Source organism: Pseudomonas baltica (assembly GCF_031880315.1).
GTDB lineage: Bacteria > Pseudomonadota > Gammaproteobacteria > Pseudomonadales > Pseudomonadaceae > Aquipseudomonas.
In genome coordinates this window covers 3,940,239-3,958,969 of sequence record NZ_CP134771.1, presented here as the reverse complement: position 1 = coordinate 3,958,969, position 18,731 = coordinate 3,940,239, and the positions used below count along the sequence as shown (strand labels likewise).

Sequence of the window (18,731 nt, the reverse complement as noted above, 5' to 3'; positions counted from 1 at the left end):
ACACTAGAGGCCTTGTTGCCGGAGTCGAAGATGAAAGATTGGCTGGACGAGATCCGCTGGAATGAAGATGGCCTGGTACCGGCCATCGCCCAGGATCACAAAACCGGGCGCGTGTTGATGATGGCCTGGATGAACCGCGAAGCACTGAGCCTGACGGCCACCGAAAACCGTGCCATCTATTGGTCCCGTTCCCGGGGCAAGCTGTGGCGCAAAGGCGAAGAGTCGGGCCACGTGCAGATCCTTCACGAAATGCGCCTGGACTGCGACGCTGACGTGATCGTCCTGATGGTCGAGCAGATCGGCCATATCGCTTGCCACACCGGCCGTGAAAGCTGCTTCTATCGCGTGTACGCCGACGGCCAGTGGAACACCGTCGACGCTGTCCTCAAGGACCCGCACGCCATCTACCAGGCAGGATCTGCCCATGACTGACACCCTGACGCGCCTGGCCCAGGTGCTCGAAGCGCGCAAAGGCGCCGCTGCCGATTCATCCTATGTCGCCAGCCTGTACCACAAGGGCTTGAACAAGATTCTGGAAAAAGTCGGCGAAGAATCCGTCGAGACCATCATTGCCGCCAAGGATGCCGCTGTCAGTGGCGACTGCAGTGATGTCATCTACGAGACCGCCGATCTGTGGTTTCATAGCCTGGTGATGCTGGCCGCCCTCGGTCAACATCCGCAGGCGGTACTCGACGAGCTGGACCGCCGTTTTGGCCTGTCGGGCCATGACGAGAAGGCCGCTCGCACGCCATCTGCCTAACGAATTTTCTCGAGGAGCTGCACTATGGGTATTTTTGACTGGAAACACTGGATCGTCATTCTGGTGGTCGTCGTGCTGATATTCGGTACCAAGAAACTGAAGAACCTCGGCACCGATGTCGGCGAATCGATCAAGGGCTTCCGCAAGGCCATGAACGATGACGAAAAACCGCACGAGCCGACGGTAGAGCCGGTACAGCCAGTGCATCCACAGGCGACCTCGCCACTGAATCAGCCACACACCATCGACGGCCAACACCAAAAAGTCGAAGAGCCCATCAGGAAAGACTGATCTATGTTTGGCATCAGCTTTACGGAACTACTGCTCGTCGGTCTGGTGGCCCTGCTGGTGCTCGGCCCCGAGCGCCTGCCCGGTGCAGCACGCACGGCGGGCCTGTGGATCGGTCGCCTCAAGCGCAGCTTCAATGCCATCAAGAACGAAGTAGAGCGCGAAATCGGCGCGGACGAAATCCGCCGGCAGCTGCACAACGAGCATATTTTGTCGCTGGAACAAGAAGCGCGCAAAATCCTCAACCCGCAGGCGGCCCAGCCTAAGCCTGCGCAGCCGCCAGCAGCGCAAGCGCCAGCCACCGAGGCTCACCCGCCTGCCGCTGCGCCGCTACCGGTGGCTGCCAGCGAGCCGCACCTGGCCCTCGAGCAACCCGCACCCGCGCCAGTCGAGCCGGTTCACGCCGTCAGCGACCCCCTGCCCGTGCCGCCATTGACCTCGGCCGACGCCGCCAGCAGCGAAACGGTGCCGACGCCCAAGCCTCAGACTGAAAAGCCTGCCACCGAAACCTCATTGCCCCCACGAGCCCCATGAGCGAAATCCCGGAAAACGACCAGCCCATGCCGCTGGTCTCGCACCTGACCGAACTGCGCACGCGCCTGCTGCGCTGCGTTGCAGCGATCTTCCTGGTCTTTGCCGGGCTGTTCTCCTTCGCTCAACAGATCTACACCATCGTCTCGGCCCCGCTGCGCGAGTTCTTGCCCGTGGGCTCGACGATGATCGCCACCGACGTCGCTTCGCCCTTCCTGACGCCGTTCAAGCTGACCATGATGGTGTCGCTGTTCGTGTCGATTCCGGTGATCCTGCATCAGATCTGGGGCTTTATCGCACCCGGCCTGTACAAGCACGAAAAGCGCATCGCCGTTCCCTTGCTGGTATCGAGCATCGTCCTGTTCTATGCCGGCATGGCCTTCGCGTACTTCCTGGTGTTTCCGCTGATCTTCAAGTTCTTCGCCAGCGCTACCCCGGTCGGGGTAATGATGGCCACCGATATCACCAACTACCTCGACTTCGTGATGACGCTGTTCTTCGCCTTTGGCGTGGCGTTCGAAATCCCCGTGGCGGTGGTGTTGCTGGTGTGGATCGGCGTGGTCGACGTCAAGTATCTGAAAAAGGCCCGCCCCTACGTGGTCATCGGCTGCTTCGTGGTCGGCATGCTCCTGACTCCACCGGATATCTTCTCGCAGACCCTGCTGGCGGTGCCGATGTGGATGCTCTTCGAGGTCGGCGTACTGTTTGCCGGCATGATCAAGAAGCGCAGCGATCATGAAGACGCCGAACAAGCCGACAGCAACGACCAGCCGCCCGCGACGCGCCCATGAACCTGCTGTTGCTCGAAGAGGCCGACTTCAGCGCGGCGGACCGAGTTGTGCTGCGCGATCGCCGGCTGACCCACATGCAGCAAGTGCAGCGGGTGGCGGTCGGTGACAGCCTGCGCGTCGGCCGTATCGGCGGCCTGATGGGCCGCGCGGAGGTGCTGAGGTTATCGGCTGGCGAAGCCGAACTGCAGATCAGCCTGGACCAGCCCGCGCCGGCCAAGCTGCCGCTAACCATGGTGCTGGCCCTGCCCCGGCCGAAGATGCTGCGCCGGGTGTTCCAGACCATCGCCGCCATGGGCGTGCCGCGCTTGATACTGGTCAACAGCTATCGGGTCGAGAAGAGCTTCTGGCAGACCCCTTTTCTAGAGCCCGAGGCCATCCGCGAGCAGTTGATCCTCGGCCTCGAGCAATCCCGCGACACCGTCCTGCCCGACGTGGTAATCGAAAAGCGCTTCAAGCCCTTCGTCGAGGACAGGCTGCCGGCCATTACTGATGGCACCTTGGGTCTGGTCGGCCATCCAGGCGACTACCCTCCCTGCCCCCGCGCCGTCGACACCGCAGTGACCCTGGCCATTGGTCCCGAAGGCGGCTGGATCCCCTACGAGGTCGAGTTGCTGGCCAAGGCCGGCCTGCAGCCGGTGCAGCTGGGTGAGCGCATCTTGCGCGTTGAAACTGCAGTCACGGCGCTTCTCGCCCGCTTGTACTAAGCTCATTCGATTCTCAGCAGCTCTGTTGGTCAAGGATTGCTGCCCCAGGCCGATACGCTTGGGGTTATCCGTCCCTCTCGCGTCTGCCACGCAATGGAGTGCTTCATATGTCAAGTTGGGCTGCCCGCTCTCTCGCCAACACCCCCGTCAAAACCAAACTCGCCTTGGGCTTCGGCCTGGTGCTGGTGCTTACCGTGATAATCGCTGCCACTGGCTGGACCGGGCTCGACAGCCTGATCTCGCGCGGCGACAAGCTCGCCTCCATCAGCGAGGTCAGCAATGCCACGCGCGATCTGCGTATCGCGCGCATCAGCTACGAGTTCAACAAAGGCCTCAAAGGCGCCCCAGAGGTGACCGCTGCACTGGCACGGGTGGACGCCGCCGTGCGCAAGGCCCAAGGGCTGATGGCCGTGCGCAGCGATCAGGTTTTGCTTGAAAAGCAGACCACTGCCACCAACGAATATCGCAGCGCGTTCGCCGCCATGGATCAGGCCGTGCAAGCCCGCGAGGCGGCGCGCGCGCAACTGGGGGCGACTGCCGATCGCGCCGTTGCCAGCATCAATGCGGTGGAGCAGTCGTTGCTGCAGTCCGCGGATCTGGCGCTGTACACCGCCATCGTTGACCTCAGCAAACAGCTGCAGCAGGCGCGCTTCCAGGTACGCGGATACACCTACAGCGCGGCGCCGGAGGCCGAGCAGCCCGCTCAAGATGCCATCACCAAAGCGCTTGGCACTATCGACGTCCTCTCCAAACAACTCCCGGAACAGTTCGCGGGAGACTTCAAGGAAGCCACCACCGGGTTCCTTGGCTATCGGGCCGCCGTTGACCAATTTCATACCGCGCAAGTCAGTCAGCTGACCGCCCTCAATCGCATGCAAACGGCAGGCAACCAACTGCTGGAATACAGCACCGAACTGGAGAAATCGCAGGCCGAAAAACGCGATGCCGACACCCGACAAGGCAAGGTGCTGCTCAGCACCGCCGCCGTGCTGGCCCTGCTGTTCGGGATACTCGCGGCGTGGCTCATCACTCGGCAAATCACCGTGCCGCTGCAGCAGACCCTCTTGGCAGTAGACCGCGTCGCCAACGGCGACCTGACCCACAACCTTGATGTGCAGCGCCGCGACGAGCTGGGCCAGTTGCAGCAGAGCATGCAGCGCATGACCTTGGCCTTGCGCGGCCTCGTCAGCGGTATCAGCGACGGTGTCACGCAGATCGCCAGCGCCGCCGAAGAGCTGTCGGCAGTTACCGAGCAGACCAGCGCCGGGGTGACCAGTCAGAAGGTCGAGACCGATCAACTGGCCACGGCGATGAACGAAATGGCGGCCACAGTGCAAGAGGTCGCCCGCAATGCCGAGCAGGCCTCTGAAGCCGCTGTAGCGGCCGATCAGCAAGCCCGCGAGGGTGACAGGGTGGTCAATCAGGCAATTGCCCAGATCGAGCGCCTGGCCGCCGAAGTGGGGCACTCCAGCGAGGCGGTCAACCACCTCAAGCAAGAGAGCGACAAGATCGGCGGCATCCTCGATGTGATCAAGTCGGTGGCCGCGCAGACCAACCTGCTGGCGCTCAACGCCGCCATCGAGGCAGCCCGAGCCGGCGAAGCCGGGCGCGGCTTCGCCGTGGTGGCGGACGAGGTGCGCAGCCTCGCGCAGCGCACTCACACTTCGACCCAGGAGATCGAAGCGCTGATCACCGCCCTGCAGAATGGCACCCAGGAAGTCACCCGCGCCATGGACAATAGCCTGGAATTGACCGACAGCAGCGTCGAACTGACCCGCAAGGCCGGCGTGTCCCTGGAGAGCATCACCCAGACGGTGTCAGCGATTCAGTCGATGAACCAGCAGATCGCCACGGCCGCTGAGCAGCAAAGCGCGGTGGCGGAAGAGATCAATCGCAGCGTGATCAATGTGCGCGATGTGTCCGAGCAGACCTCTGCAGCCAGTGAGGAGACTGCGGCGTCGAGCGTCGAGCTGGCGCGGCTGGGCACGCATTTGCAGTCGCTGGTGGGGCGGTTCCGGGTCTGATCCGGGCGGCACCTTCGCGGGCAGGCCCGCTTAGAGGCCATCAGCGTCGCCCAATAAAAAAGGCCCGGGAGAATATCCCGGGCCTTTTGCATTACGGCTACAGATCAGGCATTGACCATGTTCTGCGGCACCACTGCGTCCGGCTGCAACGGCAACAACGGCGCATGCGGGTCAGCGGCGACCGACTTGCGCCAGGCGCCCAACCAGGCTTCGTTCTGATCACTCCACACTTGCGAGTGCAGACGCGACAGCGCCACCGGATCGCTGAGCAAGTACAGGCGCGTGGCGCTGTCGAGCTTCTCTGGCCCTACCGTCAACGCAGTGCGCACACGGTCGGCGCGCATCCACTCGATCGGTTCGGCTTGGCCGTGACGTGCCGTGGCCAGTGAACAGGCCAAGGCATTCTGCCGCGGATCGACCACTGCCCGGACGAAACCGTCCTTGAGCGCATGCCAGCGGTTTTCGTGAGTGTAGGCATCGGTGGAAGCCAATTCCTGGGGTACCGAGTATTCCTCGGGGATCAGGAACAGTTTCTCGTCACGGGCCTGCAAGCCGAGGTTGGTACGGCTGGAAATCACCGACACCGGAATCGACAGCATCAGCGAACCGACGATCGGAATCAGCCACCACAGGAAGCTCGGGTTCAACGAGACCACCAGAACGGCCCAGAGGAAGCCCAGCAGCGTCTGCGGACCATGGCGCTTGACCGCCTCGCTCCATGGCGTCGAGTCGTCATCGCGCTGTGGCGAGTTCCAGGTCGCTGCCCAGCCCAGGAAGGCCGCCAGCACGAAACGGGTGTGGAAAATCATCCGCACCGGCGCCAGCAGCATGGAGAACAGCATCTCCATCAGCATCGACAGGGTGACCTTGAAGCGCCCACCGTACTCCTTGGCGCCCTTGGCCCAGATCAGAATGATGCTGAGCAGCTTGGGCAGGAACAGCAGCACGATAGTGGTCGAGAACAACGCAATGGCTTTGTCCGGATGCCACTGCGGCCACAGCGGATACAGCTGCCGCGGCTCGAGGAAGTACGCCGGTTCCATCAGGGTATTGACCGCCAGCAACGCCGTCGACAGCACCAGGAAGAAGAACCACAACGGCGCCGACAGGTAGGACATCACCCCGGTCAGGAACACCGCGCGGTGTACCGGGTGCATGCCCTTGACCAGGAACAGGCGGAAGTTCATCAGGTTGCCGTGGCACCAGCGACGGTCGCGCTTGAGCTCGTCGAGCAAGTTGGGCGGCAGTTCTTCGTAGCTGCCTGGCAGGTCGTAGGCGATCCATACACCCCAACCGGCACGCCGCATCAACGCCGCTTCGACGAAGTCGTGGGACAGGATCGCCCCGGCAAACGCACCCTTGCCCGGCAGCGGCGCCAAGGCGCAGTGCTCGATGAACGGCTTCATGCGAATGATCGCGTTGTGCCCCCAGTAGTGGGATTCACCCAACTGCCAGAAGTGCAAGCCAGCGGTGAACAGCGGGCCGTAGACGCGAGTCGCGAACTGCTGCATGCGCGCATAGAGGGTGTCCATGCCCGACGCCTTCGGCGCGGTCTGGATGATCCCGGCATCCGGTGTGGCTTCCATCAGCCGCACCAGGCCCGAGAGGCATTCGCCACTCATGACGCTGTCGGCGTCGAGCACCACCATGTACCGGTAATCGCCGCCCCAGCGACGGCAGAAGTCGTCGAGGTTGCCGCTCTTGCGTTTGACGCGACGGCGACGGCGGCGATAGAAGATCCGCCCGAAGCCTTTGGTCTCGCGGCAGACGTCGAGCCAGGCCTGCTGCTCGGCAACGGCGATGTCGGTGTCGTAGGTGTCGCTGAGCACGAAGAAGTCGAAGCGATCGAGGTTACCGCTGGCGGCTACCGATTCGAACGTCGCGCGCAAGCCGGCGAACACCCGCGGCACGTCTTCGTTGCAGATCGGCATCACCAGCGCGGTGCGAGCACCGGGCTCGATCGGCTCGTTACCGGCGCTGGCACCCGAAATGCGGTACTTGTCGTGCCCGGTCAGCAACTCGAGGAAGCCCATGAGTGCGGTCCAGAAACCCGCCGACACCCAACAGAACAAGATACCGAACAGCACCAGAATGCTGGTTTGCAACACATAGGGCAGTACCTGCTGCGCTGACGTCAGCCAAGGCTGATGAGCGATTTCCTGCAGGTCGACCATGGCCCAGCCCTGGTAGGGCATGATGCCTTTCATGTAGTAGCCGGCAACGATGGTCTGGCCCAGCATGAGGATCAGCAGGATGTAGCGGCGAGTCGAACCGACCCAGCGCCAGCGTGCCTTGGGCAGGTCACGCTTGTCGCTGGTCGGTTCGGGGCCGATTGGCTTGCCGGTCAGGCGACGCCACATGCGTACCAGCACGTTGGTTTTCCAAGGCTCCGGGACGACCTTGGTACGGTTGATCGGCGGGGTCGCCTTGATCCGCACGCGACCGTTGGCGTCCAACACCAACAGGCCGTGCTCGTCGAGCTCGGCCGCACTGTTGAGCGTCAGGCGATGCCCGGCCGCAGCCTGACCATCGGTGCCGACGCTGGAGGCCGACAGGCGCTCGTGCAGTTCACCGAAGGAAGTGCAGCTCGCCAACTCGGCGCGCTGCTCCTCACTCATGGGCAAGTGGGCCAGGTATTCGTGCAGCGACTCTGGCTGTGCTTGGGAATTACTCATCGGCTGGCAACTGGTAGCTCCAGGTCTCGGTCAGGACTTGTTCGGTCTTGATCGGTTCCGGGGTGGACGGAGTGGCTGCGGCATCAGGCTGGGCGTTTGCATCGCCAGGCTTGCTAGCATCAGCGGTCTTGTCGGTAGCTTTGGCATCTGCTTTGCCATCTGCTTTTGCATCCGCTTTGGCGTCGGCCTTCGCGTCAGCTTTAGCATCGGCCTTGGCATCCGCCGGCTTGTCGGACTTGGCTACGCCTTTGTCCTTGCCAGCTTCACCATTGGCTGCAGGTTCGGTGACCTTGACTGCCTCAGCGTCGGCCTTGGCCTTGGCTTTCGCGCCGCGGGCCAGTTCGGTCTTGGCGGACTCGTCGGTGGCATCACCCGGCAAAGCGTCCTGGACCAGCGCTGCACGCATCTCCACAGACTTGCTGGTGTCCTTGACCTTGACCCGCAGGGTCAGGCGCCAGCCCTGAGTGACCGGGTTGTAGCGCACGCTGTTCTCGAGCAGATCGGCGTTGTCGCCGACGCTGACCTGACTGCGCACCTTGGCGTCGTCGAGCAGCGACTTGAGCACCGGCCCTTCGAAGTCGATCAGGAACGCAACACTGCCGTCCGGCTGACGAACCAGGTTGGATTGCTTGACGTCGCCAGTGGAGCGCAGCGTCTGCTTGACCCAGGCGATGTCCGGCGAGTGCAGCTCGGATTCGTCCATGGTCCAGTGGATGCGGTAGTTGTGGTCCAGCGGCTCGCCCGGCTCCGGCATTTTTTCCGGGTTCCAGAAGGCAACGATGTTGTCGTTGGTTTCGTCGGCAGTCGGGATCTCGACCAGATCGACGGTCCCCTTGCCCCAGTCGCCACGCGGCTCGACCCAGGCGCTCGGGCGCTTGTCGTAGCGGTCGTCAAGATCCTCATAGCGGCTGAAATCGCGGCCACGCTGCAGCAGACCGAAACCACGCGGGTTCTCGACCATGAAGTTGCTCACAGCCAGATGTTTCGGGTTGTTCAGCGGACGCCAGACCCACTCGCCATTGCCAGCATGGATCGACAGGCCGGTAGAGTCGTGCAACTCGTGGCGATAGTTGAGGACCTTGGACGGCTGATTGGAGCCGAACAGGAACATGCTGGTCAGCGGCGCGATGCCCAGACGGCTGACATGGTCACGCAGGTAGACCCGCGATTGCACGTCGAGGACGCTGTCGGTACCCGGGCGCAGCACCATGCGATACGCACCGGTGGAGCGCGGCGAATCCATCAGCGCATAGATGATCAGCTGCTTGTCGTCCGGGTTCGGTTTTTCGACCCAGAACTCGGTGAAGCGCGGAAACTCTTCGCCCGACGGCAGCGCGGTATCGAGCGCCAGGCCGCGGGCCGAGAGGCCATAGACCTGGCCCTTGCCGATCACGCGGAAGTAACTCGCGCCCAGCAGGGTCATGACTTCGTCCTGCTTGTCGCCGCGGTTGATCGGGTAGGTCACGCGGAAACCGGCATAGCCCAGTTGCTCGGTGGCCTTGGGATCGAATTGCAGATCACCGAAATCGAAACGATTGGCGTCGTACTTGATCTCGTTGACCGAAGTGGAGGTCACTTCGTTGATTTTCACCGGTGTATCGAAGTGCATACCCTGGTGATAGAACGACAGGCGGAAAGGCGTCTTGTCGTCGACCCACTCGGCCTTGTCGGCACGGAAGTGGATCTTCTGGTAGTCCGCGAACTTCATGTCGCGGAACACCGCAGGCAGGTTACTTTTTGGCGCTTCGTATTTCTTCGCCGCGAGGTCCTTGGCCTTGTCCGCTACGTCGTCGAGGCTGAAAGCCCAGAGTTGGCTGGCACTGAACAGGCAAAACAGAGCAGAGCCGGCCAGCATGATGCTGCGCAGGCGCTTGCCTGGTGTTCTTGGTGCAGTACAGGAACTAACAATCACGAGCAACCCTCGCCGAAAAACAGATCATAAAACCAACGGCCAGCTATCGATTGCCGGGTTGGCGAGCAATGTTCCGACTACGAATGGGCGTAATGATTCCCCACGCGGCGACGGAGCACCCTCAAGTCAGGTCTAAATGGATCGCTGAAACGGACCCCGATGCGCGCGATTATCTAGCACGCGGTCAGACAACGCATCAGGGCAGATAAGGTTTTTTTACTACAAATGTAGATATTTATTGCCAATTCGCTGATTCCCGCGCTTTCAGACCTGTAACAGGAAGGTCACAGGCCCATCGTTTACCAGGTGGACTTGCATGTCGGCGCCAAATCGGCCGCTCGCCACCTTGCCATGCACAGAGCTTGCCTGGTCCAGCAAATAGGTAAAAAGCTCGGCGGCCAGGGCCGGCGCCGCTGCTGTGGAGAAGCTCGGGCGCAGGCCGCTTTGGGTGTCGGCCGCGAGGGTGAATTGCGAGACCAGCAACAAACCACCTTCTATATCGGTGAGCGAGCGATTCATCTTGCCCTGCTCGTCGCTGAACACCCGATAGTTAAACAGCTTGTGCAGGAGTTTGTCGGCCGCTGCCTGAGTATCACCAGGTTCCACGGCCACCAACACCAGCAATCCCTGATCGATGGCGCCGACGATTTCACCGGCGACCTCGACCCGCGACGAACTGACGCGCTGCAGCAAACCCTTCATGCTTCTTCGAGCGGCAGGTCGAGCAGGCGCCGGGCCATCTGGTCCGCCGCGCGCACCAGTGCATCGGTGATCCCTGGTTCGGAGGCCGCATGGCCAGCATCCCGGATTACTTTCAGCTCGCTGTTGGGCCAGGCCTGATGCAGTTCCCAGGCGTTGTCCAATGGGCAGATCACGTCGTATCGGCCGTGAATGATCACGGCAGGCAGATGGGCGATTTTTGGCACGTCGCGGATAAGCTGGTTGGGCTCGAGAAAGGCTTTGTGGGTGAAGTAGTGGCACTCGATGCGCGCAATCGACAAGGCCCGCTGCGGTTCGGAGAACCGATCGACCACCAGCGGGTTGGGGCGCAGCGTCGCAGTGCGGCCTTCCCAGGTGGACCACGCCTTGGCGGCATGCATCTGAGCGATCTGATCGCTGCCGGTCAGGCGCTTGTGAAAGGCTTGCAGCAGGTCGCCGCGCTCGTCCTGAGGGATCGGCGCCAGGTAGTCCTGCCAGTAATCGGGGAACATGCGGCTGGCGCCAGCCTGGTAGAACCATTCGATTTCCTGCGGGCGGGCGAGGAAAATCCCGCGCAGGATCAGGCCATGGACGCGTTCCGGGTGCTTTTGCGCATAGGCCAGCGCCAGGGTCGAGCCCCAGGAGCCACCGAACAGCACCCATTTGTCGATGCCCAGGTGCTCACGGATGCGCTCCATGTCGGCGATCAGGTCCCAGGTGGTGTTGTTCTCGAGACTGGCATGGGGGGTCGAGCGGCCACAGCCACGCTGATCGAAGGTCACGATCCGGTACATATTCGGATCGAAATAGCAGCGACTGGCGGCATCGCAACCAGACCCCGGCCCACCATGAATGAACACCACCGGCAAACCCTGAGGCGATCCGCTTTCATCGACATACAGCACATGCGGCTCTTCCACGGCCAGATCGTGCCGGGCGTAGGGTTTGATCTGCGGGTACAAGGTCTGCATCACGCGCTCCGTAAAGGGAATAGGCTCCTGGGGCCATCATAAACCTGAAAGGCCATCAGGCGCATGTCCCTTCTGGAGATAGGGGGATATCCGCGTCCCCACCGCGGGCCGGTCAGGCGTAGCGCCTGGCGCCCCAGTCGAGCATCGTCTGCAGCAGCGCCTTGATCTGCTGGCGGGTCGGCTCGGCGAGGTCCTCGCGGTAGTTGAACGGATCGAACTCTTCCATATAGGCCCGTTGCACCAGCTCCAACTGCACCGCATGGATATTGCGGCCTGGATCGCCGTAATGGCGGGTGATATGGCCGCCCTTGAACCGCCCGTTGAGCACGTGGGTAAAGGCTGAATTGCTGGCGCATACCGCTTCCAGTTCAGCACCCAGGCTCGGGTCGCAGCTGGCGCCATTGAAAGTGCCCAGGTTGAAATCTGGCAACTGGCCGTCGAACAGATGGGGGATTTGCGCACGAATGGAATGCGCATCCCACAACAGCGCATAGCCGAATTCGCTGCGCAGGCGCTCAAGCTCCGCTTGCAGGGCGCGGTGGTAAGGGCCCCAGATTTTTTGCAGGTAGGTGGCGCGCTCTTCGTCGCTCGGGGCCTGGCCGTCCTTGAACAGCGGATCGCCCTCGAACAGGATTTCGGGGAACAACCCGGTGGTAGCCCCGGCGTACAGCGGCTTGTTATCAGACGGCCGATTGAGGTCGATGACGAAACGCGAATACTCGGCGCTCAGCAGACTGGCGCCCATGGCTTCGGCAAAGTCGTACAGGCGCGGAATATGCCAATCGGTATCCGGCAGCCCGGCGGCCTCGGGCACCAGCCCGGCCTCTACCGTGGGCGTCAGGCGCAGACCCGCGTGGGGCATGCTGATGAGCAGCGGCACAGTGCCCTGCTTGAAGCTGAATACGTTGTCCACAGTGTTCTCCTGCTCAAAAAGTCACTTCAAGGCCATGTCGCACGACCCGCTTGCTCAGGTCCCCGCCCAGCCAGTAGGCCAGGTCGGCAGGGCGTTCGATGTTCCAGGCGACGAAGTCGGCGACCTTGCCCGCCTCCAGCGAACCATGACTGGCCTGCAAGCCTAAAGCCTTGGCGGCGTGCACGGTGACCCCGGCCAGGGCCTCCTCCGGGGTCATGCGGAACAGCGTGCAGGCCATGTTGAGCATCAGCCGTAACGACAACCCCGGCGAGGTGCCCGGGTTGAGATCGCTGGCGATGGCGATTGCAACGCCGTGCGCGCGCAGGGCATCCATGGGTGGCAGCTGGGTCTCGCGCAAAAAGTAGAAGGCTCCTGGCAACAGCACAGCCACCGTACCACTGGCAGCCATGGCGATGGCGTCGGCTTCGGTCATGAACTCCAGGTGGTCGGCCGACAGCGCCTGATAGCGCGCCGCCAATGTGGAGCCGGCCAGCGACGACAACTGCTCGGCGTGCAACTTGACCGGCAGCCCCAGCGCCTGGGCCTTGATGAACACCCGCTCGACCTGCGCGGGCGAAAACGCCAGGTACTCGCAAAAGGCGTCCACCGCGTCCACCAGCCCTTCGGCGGCCAGCGCGGGCAGCATCTCGTCGCAGATATGAGCGATATAGTCATCGGCGCGCTCAAGGTATTCCGGCGGCAGCGCGTGCGCCGCCAGGCAGGTGGCGCGTACGGTCACCGGCAATTCAGCGCCCAGGCGCCGCGCCACGCGCAGCATCTTTGCTTCGTTGGCCAGATCAAGGCCGTAACCGGATTTGATCTCCACCGTGGTCACGCCGTCGCGGCGTAGCGCATCCAGACGCTGCCGGGCACTGGCGAACAACTGGTCCTCGCTGGCCGCACGGGTGGCCCGAACGGTGCTGGCGATGCCGCCACCTGCCGCAGCGATCTCGGCATAGCTGACCCCTTGCAGGCGCTGCTCGAACTCGCCGCTGCGGTTACCGCCGAACACCGTGTGGGTGTGACAGTCGATCAGCCCCGGAGTGACCCAGGCGCCGCCGAGGTCGATAACCTCGGCGCCCTGCTGGGCCAGGATCTCGTTGCGCGGGCCGATCCAGTCGATACGCTCGCCGACGGTAACGATGGCCGCGTCCTCGATGATCGAATAAGTGCCGCCCACCATGGTGGCGGCATGGCAGTTCCGCCAAATCCTCTTATGCATCTGAGCAAGCCCTCAAAACGTCGCGGTCCGGCGCTGCACGAAGCGATCGACATAGTCGTCGGCAGGCGCCTGCAGAATGTTCCTCGGCGTGCCGACCTGGATCAACCGGCCATCCTTGAGGATGGCAATGCGGTTGCCCAGGCGCACGGCCTCGTCGAGGTCGTGAGTGATGAATACGATGGTCTTGTGCAAGGTGCCTTGCAGGGTCAGCAACTGGTCCTGCATTTCGGCACGGATCAACGGATCGAGGGCGCTGAAGGCCTCGTCCATCAGGATGATGTCGGTATCCGCCGCCAACGCCCGCGCCAGCCCGACGCGCTGGCGCATGCCGCCAGACAACTGCTCGGGCCACTTGTGTTCATAGCCCTGCAGACCGACGGCCGCCACCCAGTGCTGGGCACGCTCGCGGCAATGGGCCTTGCTCTCGCCGCGCACCTTGAGGCCGTAGGCGACGTTCTCGAGCACGGTGCGGTGCGGCAGCAGGCCGAAACTCTGGAACACCATGCTGATGCGTTGGCGGCGCAGATCGCGCAGTTGTGCCATATCGAAGTCGAGCACGTTCTGGCCATCGATGAGGATGGCGCCGCTGCTGGGGTCGATCAGCCGGTTGATATGGCGCACCAGGGTCGACTTGCCGGAACCCGACAGCCCCATGATGACGAAAATCTCCCCGGCGTTGACCGTCAGCGACAAGTCGTTGACCCCCACCACACAGCCCGTGGCGGCCAGCACCTGCTCCTTGCTCTGGCCACTGCGGATCAGCTCCAGAGCCTGACGCTCACGGTTGCCGAAGATCTTGTAGACGTTGCGCAGCTCGATTCTAGGCGTAGTCATACAGTGCCCCCGCGACGCGGACGACCGTAGGCCTGGGTGATACGGTCGATGACCACGGCAAGGATGACGATGGCCAGCCCGGCCTCCAGCCCCCGGCCGATGTTCAACGTCTGAATACCCACCAGCACATCTTCGCCCAAGCCGCGGGCGCCGATCATCGAGGCGATCACCACCATCGACAGGGCCATCATGGTGGTCTGGTTGATGCCGGCCATGATGCTCGGCAGCGCCAGCGGCAACTGCACCCCGAACAACTGTTGCCAGCGATTGGCGCCAAAGGCGTTGGCCGCTTCCATGACCTCGCGATCGACCTGGCGGATGCCCAGGTCGGTCAGGCGGATCAGCGGCGGCACGGCGTAGATCACCGTGGCGAAGATCGCCGGCACCTTGCCCAGGCCGAACAACATCAGCACCGGGATCAGGTACACGAAGCTGGGCAGCGTCTGCATGATGTCGAGCAACGGCATCAACACCGCGCGCAGGCGATTGCTGCGCGCGCACAGAATACCCAGTGGAATGCCGATGATCACCGACATCAGGGTGGCCACCACCATCAGCGCCAGGGTCTGCATGAGTTTGTCCCAAAGCCCCACTGCGCCCACCAGGAACAGCAGCGCGACCATCAGGACGGCAGTGAATACCTTGCGCGTGGCGTGCCAGGTGACCAGGCCGACGATGATCAGCATCAGCCACCAGGGCGTCTGTTGCAGCACGGCTTCAAGCTTGACGATCGCCCACAGCAGGGTGTCGGAGATGTGTCGAAACACATCGCCGTAGCGGCCGACCAGGGCGTCGACTGCGTCATTGACCCAGTCGGCGATGGAGAAGGTGAAGCGGTCCGGGAACATAGGCGGATCTCGATCAGGTTGGCATAGGCTCAGACCTCATGAAACACCGTTGTGCTGACTGTGGGAACTGCGTTGTTGCTGATGGCCGCTTCGCGAGCACGCTTTGCTCCACAGGACGGTGAACCTCTGTGGCGCAAAGCGTGCTCGCAAAGCGGCCGGCATGCCTGGCACAAATCTCAACCGGTGATCATCGGCAGATTCAGCCCCTGCTCCTTGGCACAGTCGATGGCGATCTGGTAACCGGCATCGGCATGGCGCATCACCCCGGTGGCCGGATCGTTGTGCAGCACGCGGGCAATGCGCTCGGCGGCCTCGTCGGTACCGTCGCAGACGATCACCATCCCCGAGTGCTGAGAGAAGCCCATGCCGACACCGCCGCCGTGGTGCAACGACACCCAGGTCGCGCCACTGGCGGTATTGAGCAAGGCGTTGAGCAGCGGCCAGTCGGACACGGCATCGGAGCCATCCTGCATCGATTCGGTTTCCCGATTCGGGCTCGACACCGAGCCGGAATCCAGGTGGTCACGGCCGATCACCACCGGCGCCGACAGCTCGCCGCTGCGCACCATCTCGTTGAACGCCAGGCCGAGCTTGGCGCGCTGGCCCAGGCCAACCCAGCAGATGCGCGCCGGCAAGCCCTGAAAGCTGATGCGCTCGCGGGCCATGTCCAGCCAATGGTGCAGGTGCGCGTCGTCGGCGATCAGCTCCTTGACCTTGGCGTCGGTCTTGTAGATGTCTTCGGCATCGCCCGACAGCGCCGCCCAACGGAACGGGCCGACGCCGCGGCAGAACAGCGGGCGGATGTAGGCCGGCACGAAGCCGGGGAAGTCGAAGGCATTCGTGACGCCCTCGTCCTGCGCCATCTGGCGAATGTTGTTGCCGTAATCGAAGGTCGGCACGCCGGCTTTCTGGAAGGCCAGCATGGCCTCGACATGCTCGGCCATGGACTGCTTGGCGGCCTTGACCACGGCCGCGGGCTCGGTCAGTGCGCGGGCGCGGTATTCGTCCCAGGTCCAGCCCTTGGGCAGGTAGCCATTGAGCGGATCGTGGGCGCTGGTCTGGTCGGTGACCATGTCCGGGCGCACGCCGCGCTTGACCAGCTCCGGGAGGATCTCGGCGGCATTGCCGAGCAGCGCGATGGAAACGGCCTTGCCTTCAGCGGTGTACTTGGCGATACGCGCCAGAGCATCGTCCAGGTCACTGGCTTGCTCGTCGACATAACGGCTGGCCAGGCGGAAGTCGATGCGGCTCTGCTGGCATTCGATATTCAGCGAGCTGGCCCCGGCCATGGCAGCGGCCAGCGGTTGCGCGCCGCCCATGCCGCCCAGGCCGGCGGTCAGCACCCACTTGCCGGTGAGGTCGCCGCCGTAATGCTGGCGACCAGCTTCGACGAAGGTTTCGTAGGTGCCTTGGACGATGCCCTGGCTGCCGATGTAGATCCAACTGCCGGCGGTCATCTGGCCGTACATGGCCAGGCCCTTGGCATCCAGTTCGTTGAAGTGTTCCCAGTTGGCCCAGTGCGGCACCAGGTTGGAGTTGGCGATCAGTACCCGCGGTGCGTTGGTGTGGGTCTTGAACACGCCGACCGGCTTGCCGGATTGCACCAGCAGGGTCTCGTCGTCATTCAGATGGGTGAGGCTCTCGACGATCTTGTCGTAGCACTCCCAGTTGCGCGCCGCCCGCCCGATGCCGCCGTACACCACCAGCTCCTTGGGGTTTTCAGCCACTTGCGGGTCGAGATTGTTCATCAGCATGCGTAGCGGCGCTTCGGTCAGCCAGCTCTTGGCGGTCAGCGTGGTACCGCGTGCAGCACGGATTTCGACATCGCGAAAACGGGTGGGGCGTTGGGCGTCGGACATGGTGGGCTCCTGCAATTCGAGGGACACATATTTACTTGTATGTACAAGCATATGCAATTGAATTGCCAAGTTTGGATTTTCTGCGCGCGGCGCAGCAGAACCGGGGCTTGGAGAGCGTAGACGGGATTACGGGTGAGCGTTACCGGAGGATGAATACGCCCCAGGATGAGGCGTTGGGTAACATGTTGGGGCATTGGAAACTGGGTTGATTGTACCGGGGTCTTCGCGGGCAAGCGTTGCTCCCACAATGGATCGCCGCAGACCTGTGGGAGCAGGGCTTGCCCGCGAAGACGCCATCATTGCCCATGCAAATTCAGCAGGCAGAACTCAAACCGCAGTCAACTCGATCACACAGCAACGCCCCGCCAGTCCTACCTTCACCAGTTGGCCCTGAATACTCAGTTGCACACTGTCATAGATCCCCAACATCTGCGCCCCATGCCCGGCGATTCGCACTTGCAGGTCGTCGCATGCGCTGAACACCAGCGCCGTATCCGCCGAAGTGAACAGTGTCGCCGGCAGGATGCCGTCGAACCACTGCAACCGCGCCCTGAAGCGCTGCGGCGAATAGATCAGATTGAAATCGCGGATCGTCCCGCCCAGCAGCTCGCTGGACACCTCGCTGTCGCCACTGAACGCAAACGCATCGAAAGGCAGCAACGGGCGACTGTCCTTGCCATCGACGCGCAAGACCATGCCATCGCCCTGCAGCACGGTGATGATCCGCTGGTAGCCGGCAAAGCGCGAAAAATCCCCCGAAGCGCTGATATCGGCGATCGACACCCGCCAGCCGAAACCGTCGAGCGCGGCACCCGCGGCGGCATCGTCGCGGGCGATTTCTTCGGTGCTGCCGCCGCCGTTCTTCCATGGCATGCGCGGATAGTGAGTGGCGCGCAGGATCTTCAAGTCGCTCATTTGCTGAAACGCCCCTCCAGGCGATGACGCGAGCCGGGGTGGATCAAGCGTGCGGCCGTGACGGCCTGGCGCCCCGACCAGGTACGCCGGCGGATCATCAGGCACGGCTCACTGGCCGGAATCTGCAGCAGCTCGCATTCCTGCGGCTCGGCGAGAATCGCCTCGACCACGTGCTCGCCCTCGGTCAGGGGCGCCACCGCATTGAGATAGGCGTAAGGGGTCTGCACGAGGAAATCTTGCTGCAGATAGTTCGGCGCCACCAGGGCGTTGACGTAGCGGTCTTCGATCTGCACAGCGATGTCGTTCTCGTAATGCACGATGATCGAGTGAAAGACCCGCTGCCCTTCACGCAAATCCAGCGCCAAGGCACGCTCGGCACCGGCGGCCTCTTCGTTGAGCAACACCACTTTGCAACTGTGACGATGGCCGCGGGCTGCGATCTCGTCGGCGATGTTGTGCACTTCGAACAGCGCTGACTGGCTCTTCGGCTCGGCAACGAAGGTGCCTACACCCTGCATGCGCACCAGCAGGCCGTCGGCGGTCATCTCGCGCAGAGCGCGGTTGATGGTCATGCGGCTGAAGCCCAACTGGGTGACCAGTTCGCTCTCCGACGGCACGCGGTGATGCGGCGGCCAGGTGCCATTCTGGATCTGCTGGGTGATCATGTGTTTGACCCGCGCGTACAACGGTGCGGGACTGTCGCCCATCTGCGAGGCCAGGTTGGGAACGGCGGGTGGAGTCGGCACAAGAAATCCCTGCTCAGTGAATGTGCGTAGCTTGCCGGA

At 62.9% G+C, this 18,731-nt stretch carries 17 protein-coding genes and 2 pseudogenes; 8 read left to right on the top strand and 11 right to left on the bottom strand.

What is annotated here, in order from left to right:
* Positions 1–30: 30 nt before the first annotated feature.
* From hisI to REH34_RS30240, 8 genes and pseudogenes are all read left to right on the top strand, one after another.
* A complete protein-coding gene (hisI, locus tag REH34_RS17780; protein ID WP_226504178.1) occupies positions 31–432 on the top strand; it encodes a phosphoribosyl-AMP cyclohydrolase in 402 nt (133 codons plus the stop codon).
* Positions 425–760: a phosphoribosyl-ATP diphosphatase gene (locus tag REH34_RS17775; protein WP_226504177.1), complete on the top strand. Its 336-nt coding sequence runs from the start codon at positions 425–427 to the stop codon at positions 758–760. Before hisI ends, REH34_RS17775 begins: the two co-directional genes overlap by 8 nt.
* Positions 761–784: 24 nt before the next feature.
* Positions 785–1,051, top strand: a complete 267-nt coding sequence (locus tag REH34_RS17770) for a twin-arginine translocase TatA/TatE family subunit (protein WP_226504176.1) — start codon at positions 785–787, stop codon at positions 1,049–1,051.
* Between the two features lie 3 nt (positions 1,052–1,054).
* A pseudogene (tatB, locus tag REH34_RS17765) lies at positions 1,055–1,444 on the top strand (Sec-independent protein translocase protein TatB); the annotation flags it as partial.
* A gap of 134 nt (positions 1,445–1,578) precedes the next feature.
* The gene (gene tatC, locus REH34_RS17760; protein ID WP_226504174.1) at positions 1,579–2,370 is read left to right on the top strand and encodes a twin-arginine translocase subunit TatC; all 792 of its coding nucleotides are present in this window, start codon (positions 1,579–1,581) and stop codon (positions 2,368–2,370) included.
* Positions 2,367–3,074 carry a 16S rRNA (uracil(1498)-N(3))-methyltransferase gene (locus REH34_RS17755; protein WP_311968633.1) on the top strand — a complete coding sequence of 236 codons (708 nt, stop codon included), beginning with the start codon at positions 2,367–2,369 and terminating at the stop codon, positions 3,072–3,074. The genes tatC and REH34_RS17755 overlap by 4 nt, the downstream gene beginning before the upstream one ends.
* A gap of 107 nt (positions 3,075–3,181) precedes the next feature.
* A pseudogene (locus REH34_RS30245) lies at positions 3,182–4,240 on the top strand (methyl-accepting chemotaxis protein); the annotation flags it as partial.
* Entirely contained in the window at positions 4,226–5,098 is an 873-nt protein-coding gene (locus tag REH34_RS30240; protein ID WP_409373333.1) for a methyl-accepting chemotaxis protein, read from the top strand. The pseudogene REH34_RS30245 and the gene REH34_RS30240, both read left to right, overlap by 15 nt.
* 104 nt (positions 5,099–5,202) lie before the next feature.
* Here REH34_RS30240 and mdoH read toward each other — a convergent pair whose 3' ends face one another.
* From mdoH to hutC, 11 genes are all read right to left on the bottom strand, one after another.
* Positions 5,203–7,773, bottom strand: a complete 2,571-nt coding sequence (gene mdoH, locus REH34_RS17745) for a glucans biosynthesis glucosyltransferase MdoH (protein WP_226504171.1) — start codon at positions 7,771–7,773, stop codon at positions 5,203–5,205.
* Positions 7,766–9,685: a glucan biosynthesis protein G gene (locus tag REH34_RS17740; protein WP_311968631.1), complete on the bottom strand. Its 1,920-nt coding sequence runs from the start codon at positions 9,683–9,685 to the stop codon at positions 7,766–7,768. The genes mdoH and REH34_RS17740 overlap by 8 nt, the downstream gene beginning before the upstream one ends.
* A gap of 264 nt (positions 9,686–9,949) precedes the next feature.
* Positions 9,950–10,387, bottom strand: coding sequence for a D-aminoacyl-tRNA deacylase (gene dtd / locus REH34_RS17735; protein ID WP_311968630.1), 438 nt, complete (start codon positions 10,385–10,387; stop codon positions 9,950–9,952).
* On the bottom strand, positions 10,384–11,355 hold the full coding sequence (gene pip, locus REH34_RS17730) for a prolyl aminopeptidase (protein WP_226504169.1): 972 nt from the start codon (positions 11,353–11,355) through the stop codon (positions 10,384–10,386). Before pip ends, dtd begins: the two co-directional genes overlap by 4 nt.
* A 112-nt stretch (positions 11,356–11,467) precedes the next feature.
* On the bottom strand, positions 11,468–12,268 hold the full coding sequence (hutG, locus tag REH34_RS17725) for an N-formylglutamate deformylase (protein ID WP_311968629.1): 801 nt from the start codon (positions 12,266–12,268) through the stop codon (positions 11,468–11,470).
* Positions 12,269–12,281: 13 nt separating this feature from the next.
* Entirely contained in the window at positions 12,282–13,490 is a 1,209-nt protein-coding gene (gene hutI, locus REH34_RS17720) for an imidazolonepropionase (protein ID WP_311968628.1), read from the bottom strand.
* Positions 13,491–13,502: 12 nt separating this feature from the next.
* Positions 13,503–14,324, bottom strand: coding sequence for a glycine betaine/L-proline ABC transporter ATP-binding protein (locus REH34_RS17715; RefSeq protein WP_311968627.1), 822 nt, complete (start codon positions 14,322–14,324; stop codon positions 13,503–13,505).
* A complete protein-coding gene (locus tag REH34_RS17710) occupies positions 14,321–15,172 on the bottom strand; it encodes a proline/glycine betaine ABC transporter permease (protein ID WP_226504165.1) in 852 nt (283 codons plus the stop codon). Before REH34_RS17710 ends, REH34_RS17715 begins: the two co-directional genes overlap by 4 nt.
* 176 nt (positions 15,173–15,348) lie before the next feature.
* Complete coding sequence (gene hutU, locus REH34_RS17705; protein ID WP_311968626.1) at positions 15,349–17,031, bottom strand: urocanate hydratase; 1,683 nt, start codon at positions 17,029–17,031, stop codon at positions 15,349–15,351.
* Between the two features lie 327 nt (positions 17,032–17,358).
* Complete coding sequence (locus REH34_RS17700; RefSeq protein ID WP_226504163.1) at positions 17,359–17,946, bottom strand: HutD family protein; 588 nt, start codon at positions 17,944–17,946, stop codon at positions 17,359–17,361.
* The gene (hutC, locus tag REH34_RS17695) at positions 17,943–18,653 is read right to left on the bottom strand and encodes a histidine utilization repressor (protein ID WP_226504456.1); all 711 of its coding nucleotides are present in this window, start codon (positions 18,651–18,653) and stop codon (positions 17,943–17,945) included. Before hutC ends, REH34_RS17700 begins: the two co-directional genes overlap by 4 nt.
* Between the last annotated feature and the right edge of the window lie 78 nt (positions 18,654–18,731).

Excerpts from the sequence above, each read along its gene's own strand:
- hisI (WP_226504178.1), top strand. The coding sequence starts at position 31 with ATGAAAGATTGGCTGGACGAGATCCGCTGGAATGAAGATGGCCTGGTA.
- REH34_RS17775 (WP_226504177.1), top strand. The coding sequence starts at position 425 with ATGACTGACACCCTGACGCGCCTGGCCCAGGTGCTCGAAGCGCGCAAA.
- REH34_RS17770 (WP_226504176.1), top strand. The coding sequence starts at position 785 with ATGGGTATTTTTGACTGGAAACACTGGATCGTCATTCTGGTGGTCGTC.
- tatC (WP_226504174.1), top strand. The coding sequence starts at position 1,579 with ATGAGCGAAATCCCGGAAAACGACCAGCCCATGCCGCTGGTCTCGCAC.
- REH34_RS17755 (WP_311968633.1), top strand. The coding sequence starts at position 2,367 with ATGAACCTGCTGTTGCTCGAAGAGGCCGACTTCAGCGCGGCGGACCGA.
- REH34_RS30240 (WP_409373333.1), top strand. The coding sequence starts at position 4,226 with ATGCAGCGCATGACCTTGGCCTTGCGCGGCCTCGTCAGCGGTATCAGC.
- mdoH (WP_226504171.1), bottom strand. The coding sequence starts at position 7,773 with ATGAGTAATTCCCAAGCACAGCCAGAGTCGCTGCACGAATACCTGGCC.
- dtd (WP_311968630.1), bottom strand. The coding sequence starts at position 10,387 with ATGAAGGGTTTGCTGCAGCGCGTCAGTTCGTCGCGGGTCGAGGTCGCC.
- pip (WP_226504169.1), bottom strand. The coding sequence starts at position 11,355 with ATGCAGACCTTGTACCCGCAGATCAAACCCTACGCCCGGCACGATCTG.
- hutI (WP_311968628.1), bottom strand. The coding sequence starts at position 13,490 with ATGCATAAGAGGATTTGGCGGAACTGCCATGCCGCCACCATGGTGGGC.
- REH34_RS17715 (WP_311968627.1), bottom strand. The coding sequence starts at position 14,324 with ATGACTACGCCTAGAATCGAGCTGCGCAACGTCTACAAGATCTTCGGC.
- REH34_RS17710 (WP_226504165.1), bottom strand. The coding sequence starts at position 15,172 with ATGTTCCCGGACCGCTTCACCTTCTCCATCGCCGACTGGGTCAATGAC.
- hutU (WP_311968626.1), bottom strand. The coding sequence starts at position 17,031 with ATGTCCGACGCCCAACGCCCCACCCGTTTTCGCGATGTCGAAATCCGT.
- REH34_RS17700 (WP_226504163.1), bottom strand. The coding sequence starts at position 17,946 with ATGAGCGACTTGAAGATCCTGCGCGCCACTCACTATCCGCGCATGCCA.
- hutC (WP_226504456.1), bottom strand. The coding sequence starts at position 18,653 with ATGGGCGACAGTCCCGCACCGTTGTACGCGCGGGTCAAACACATGATC.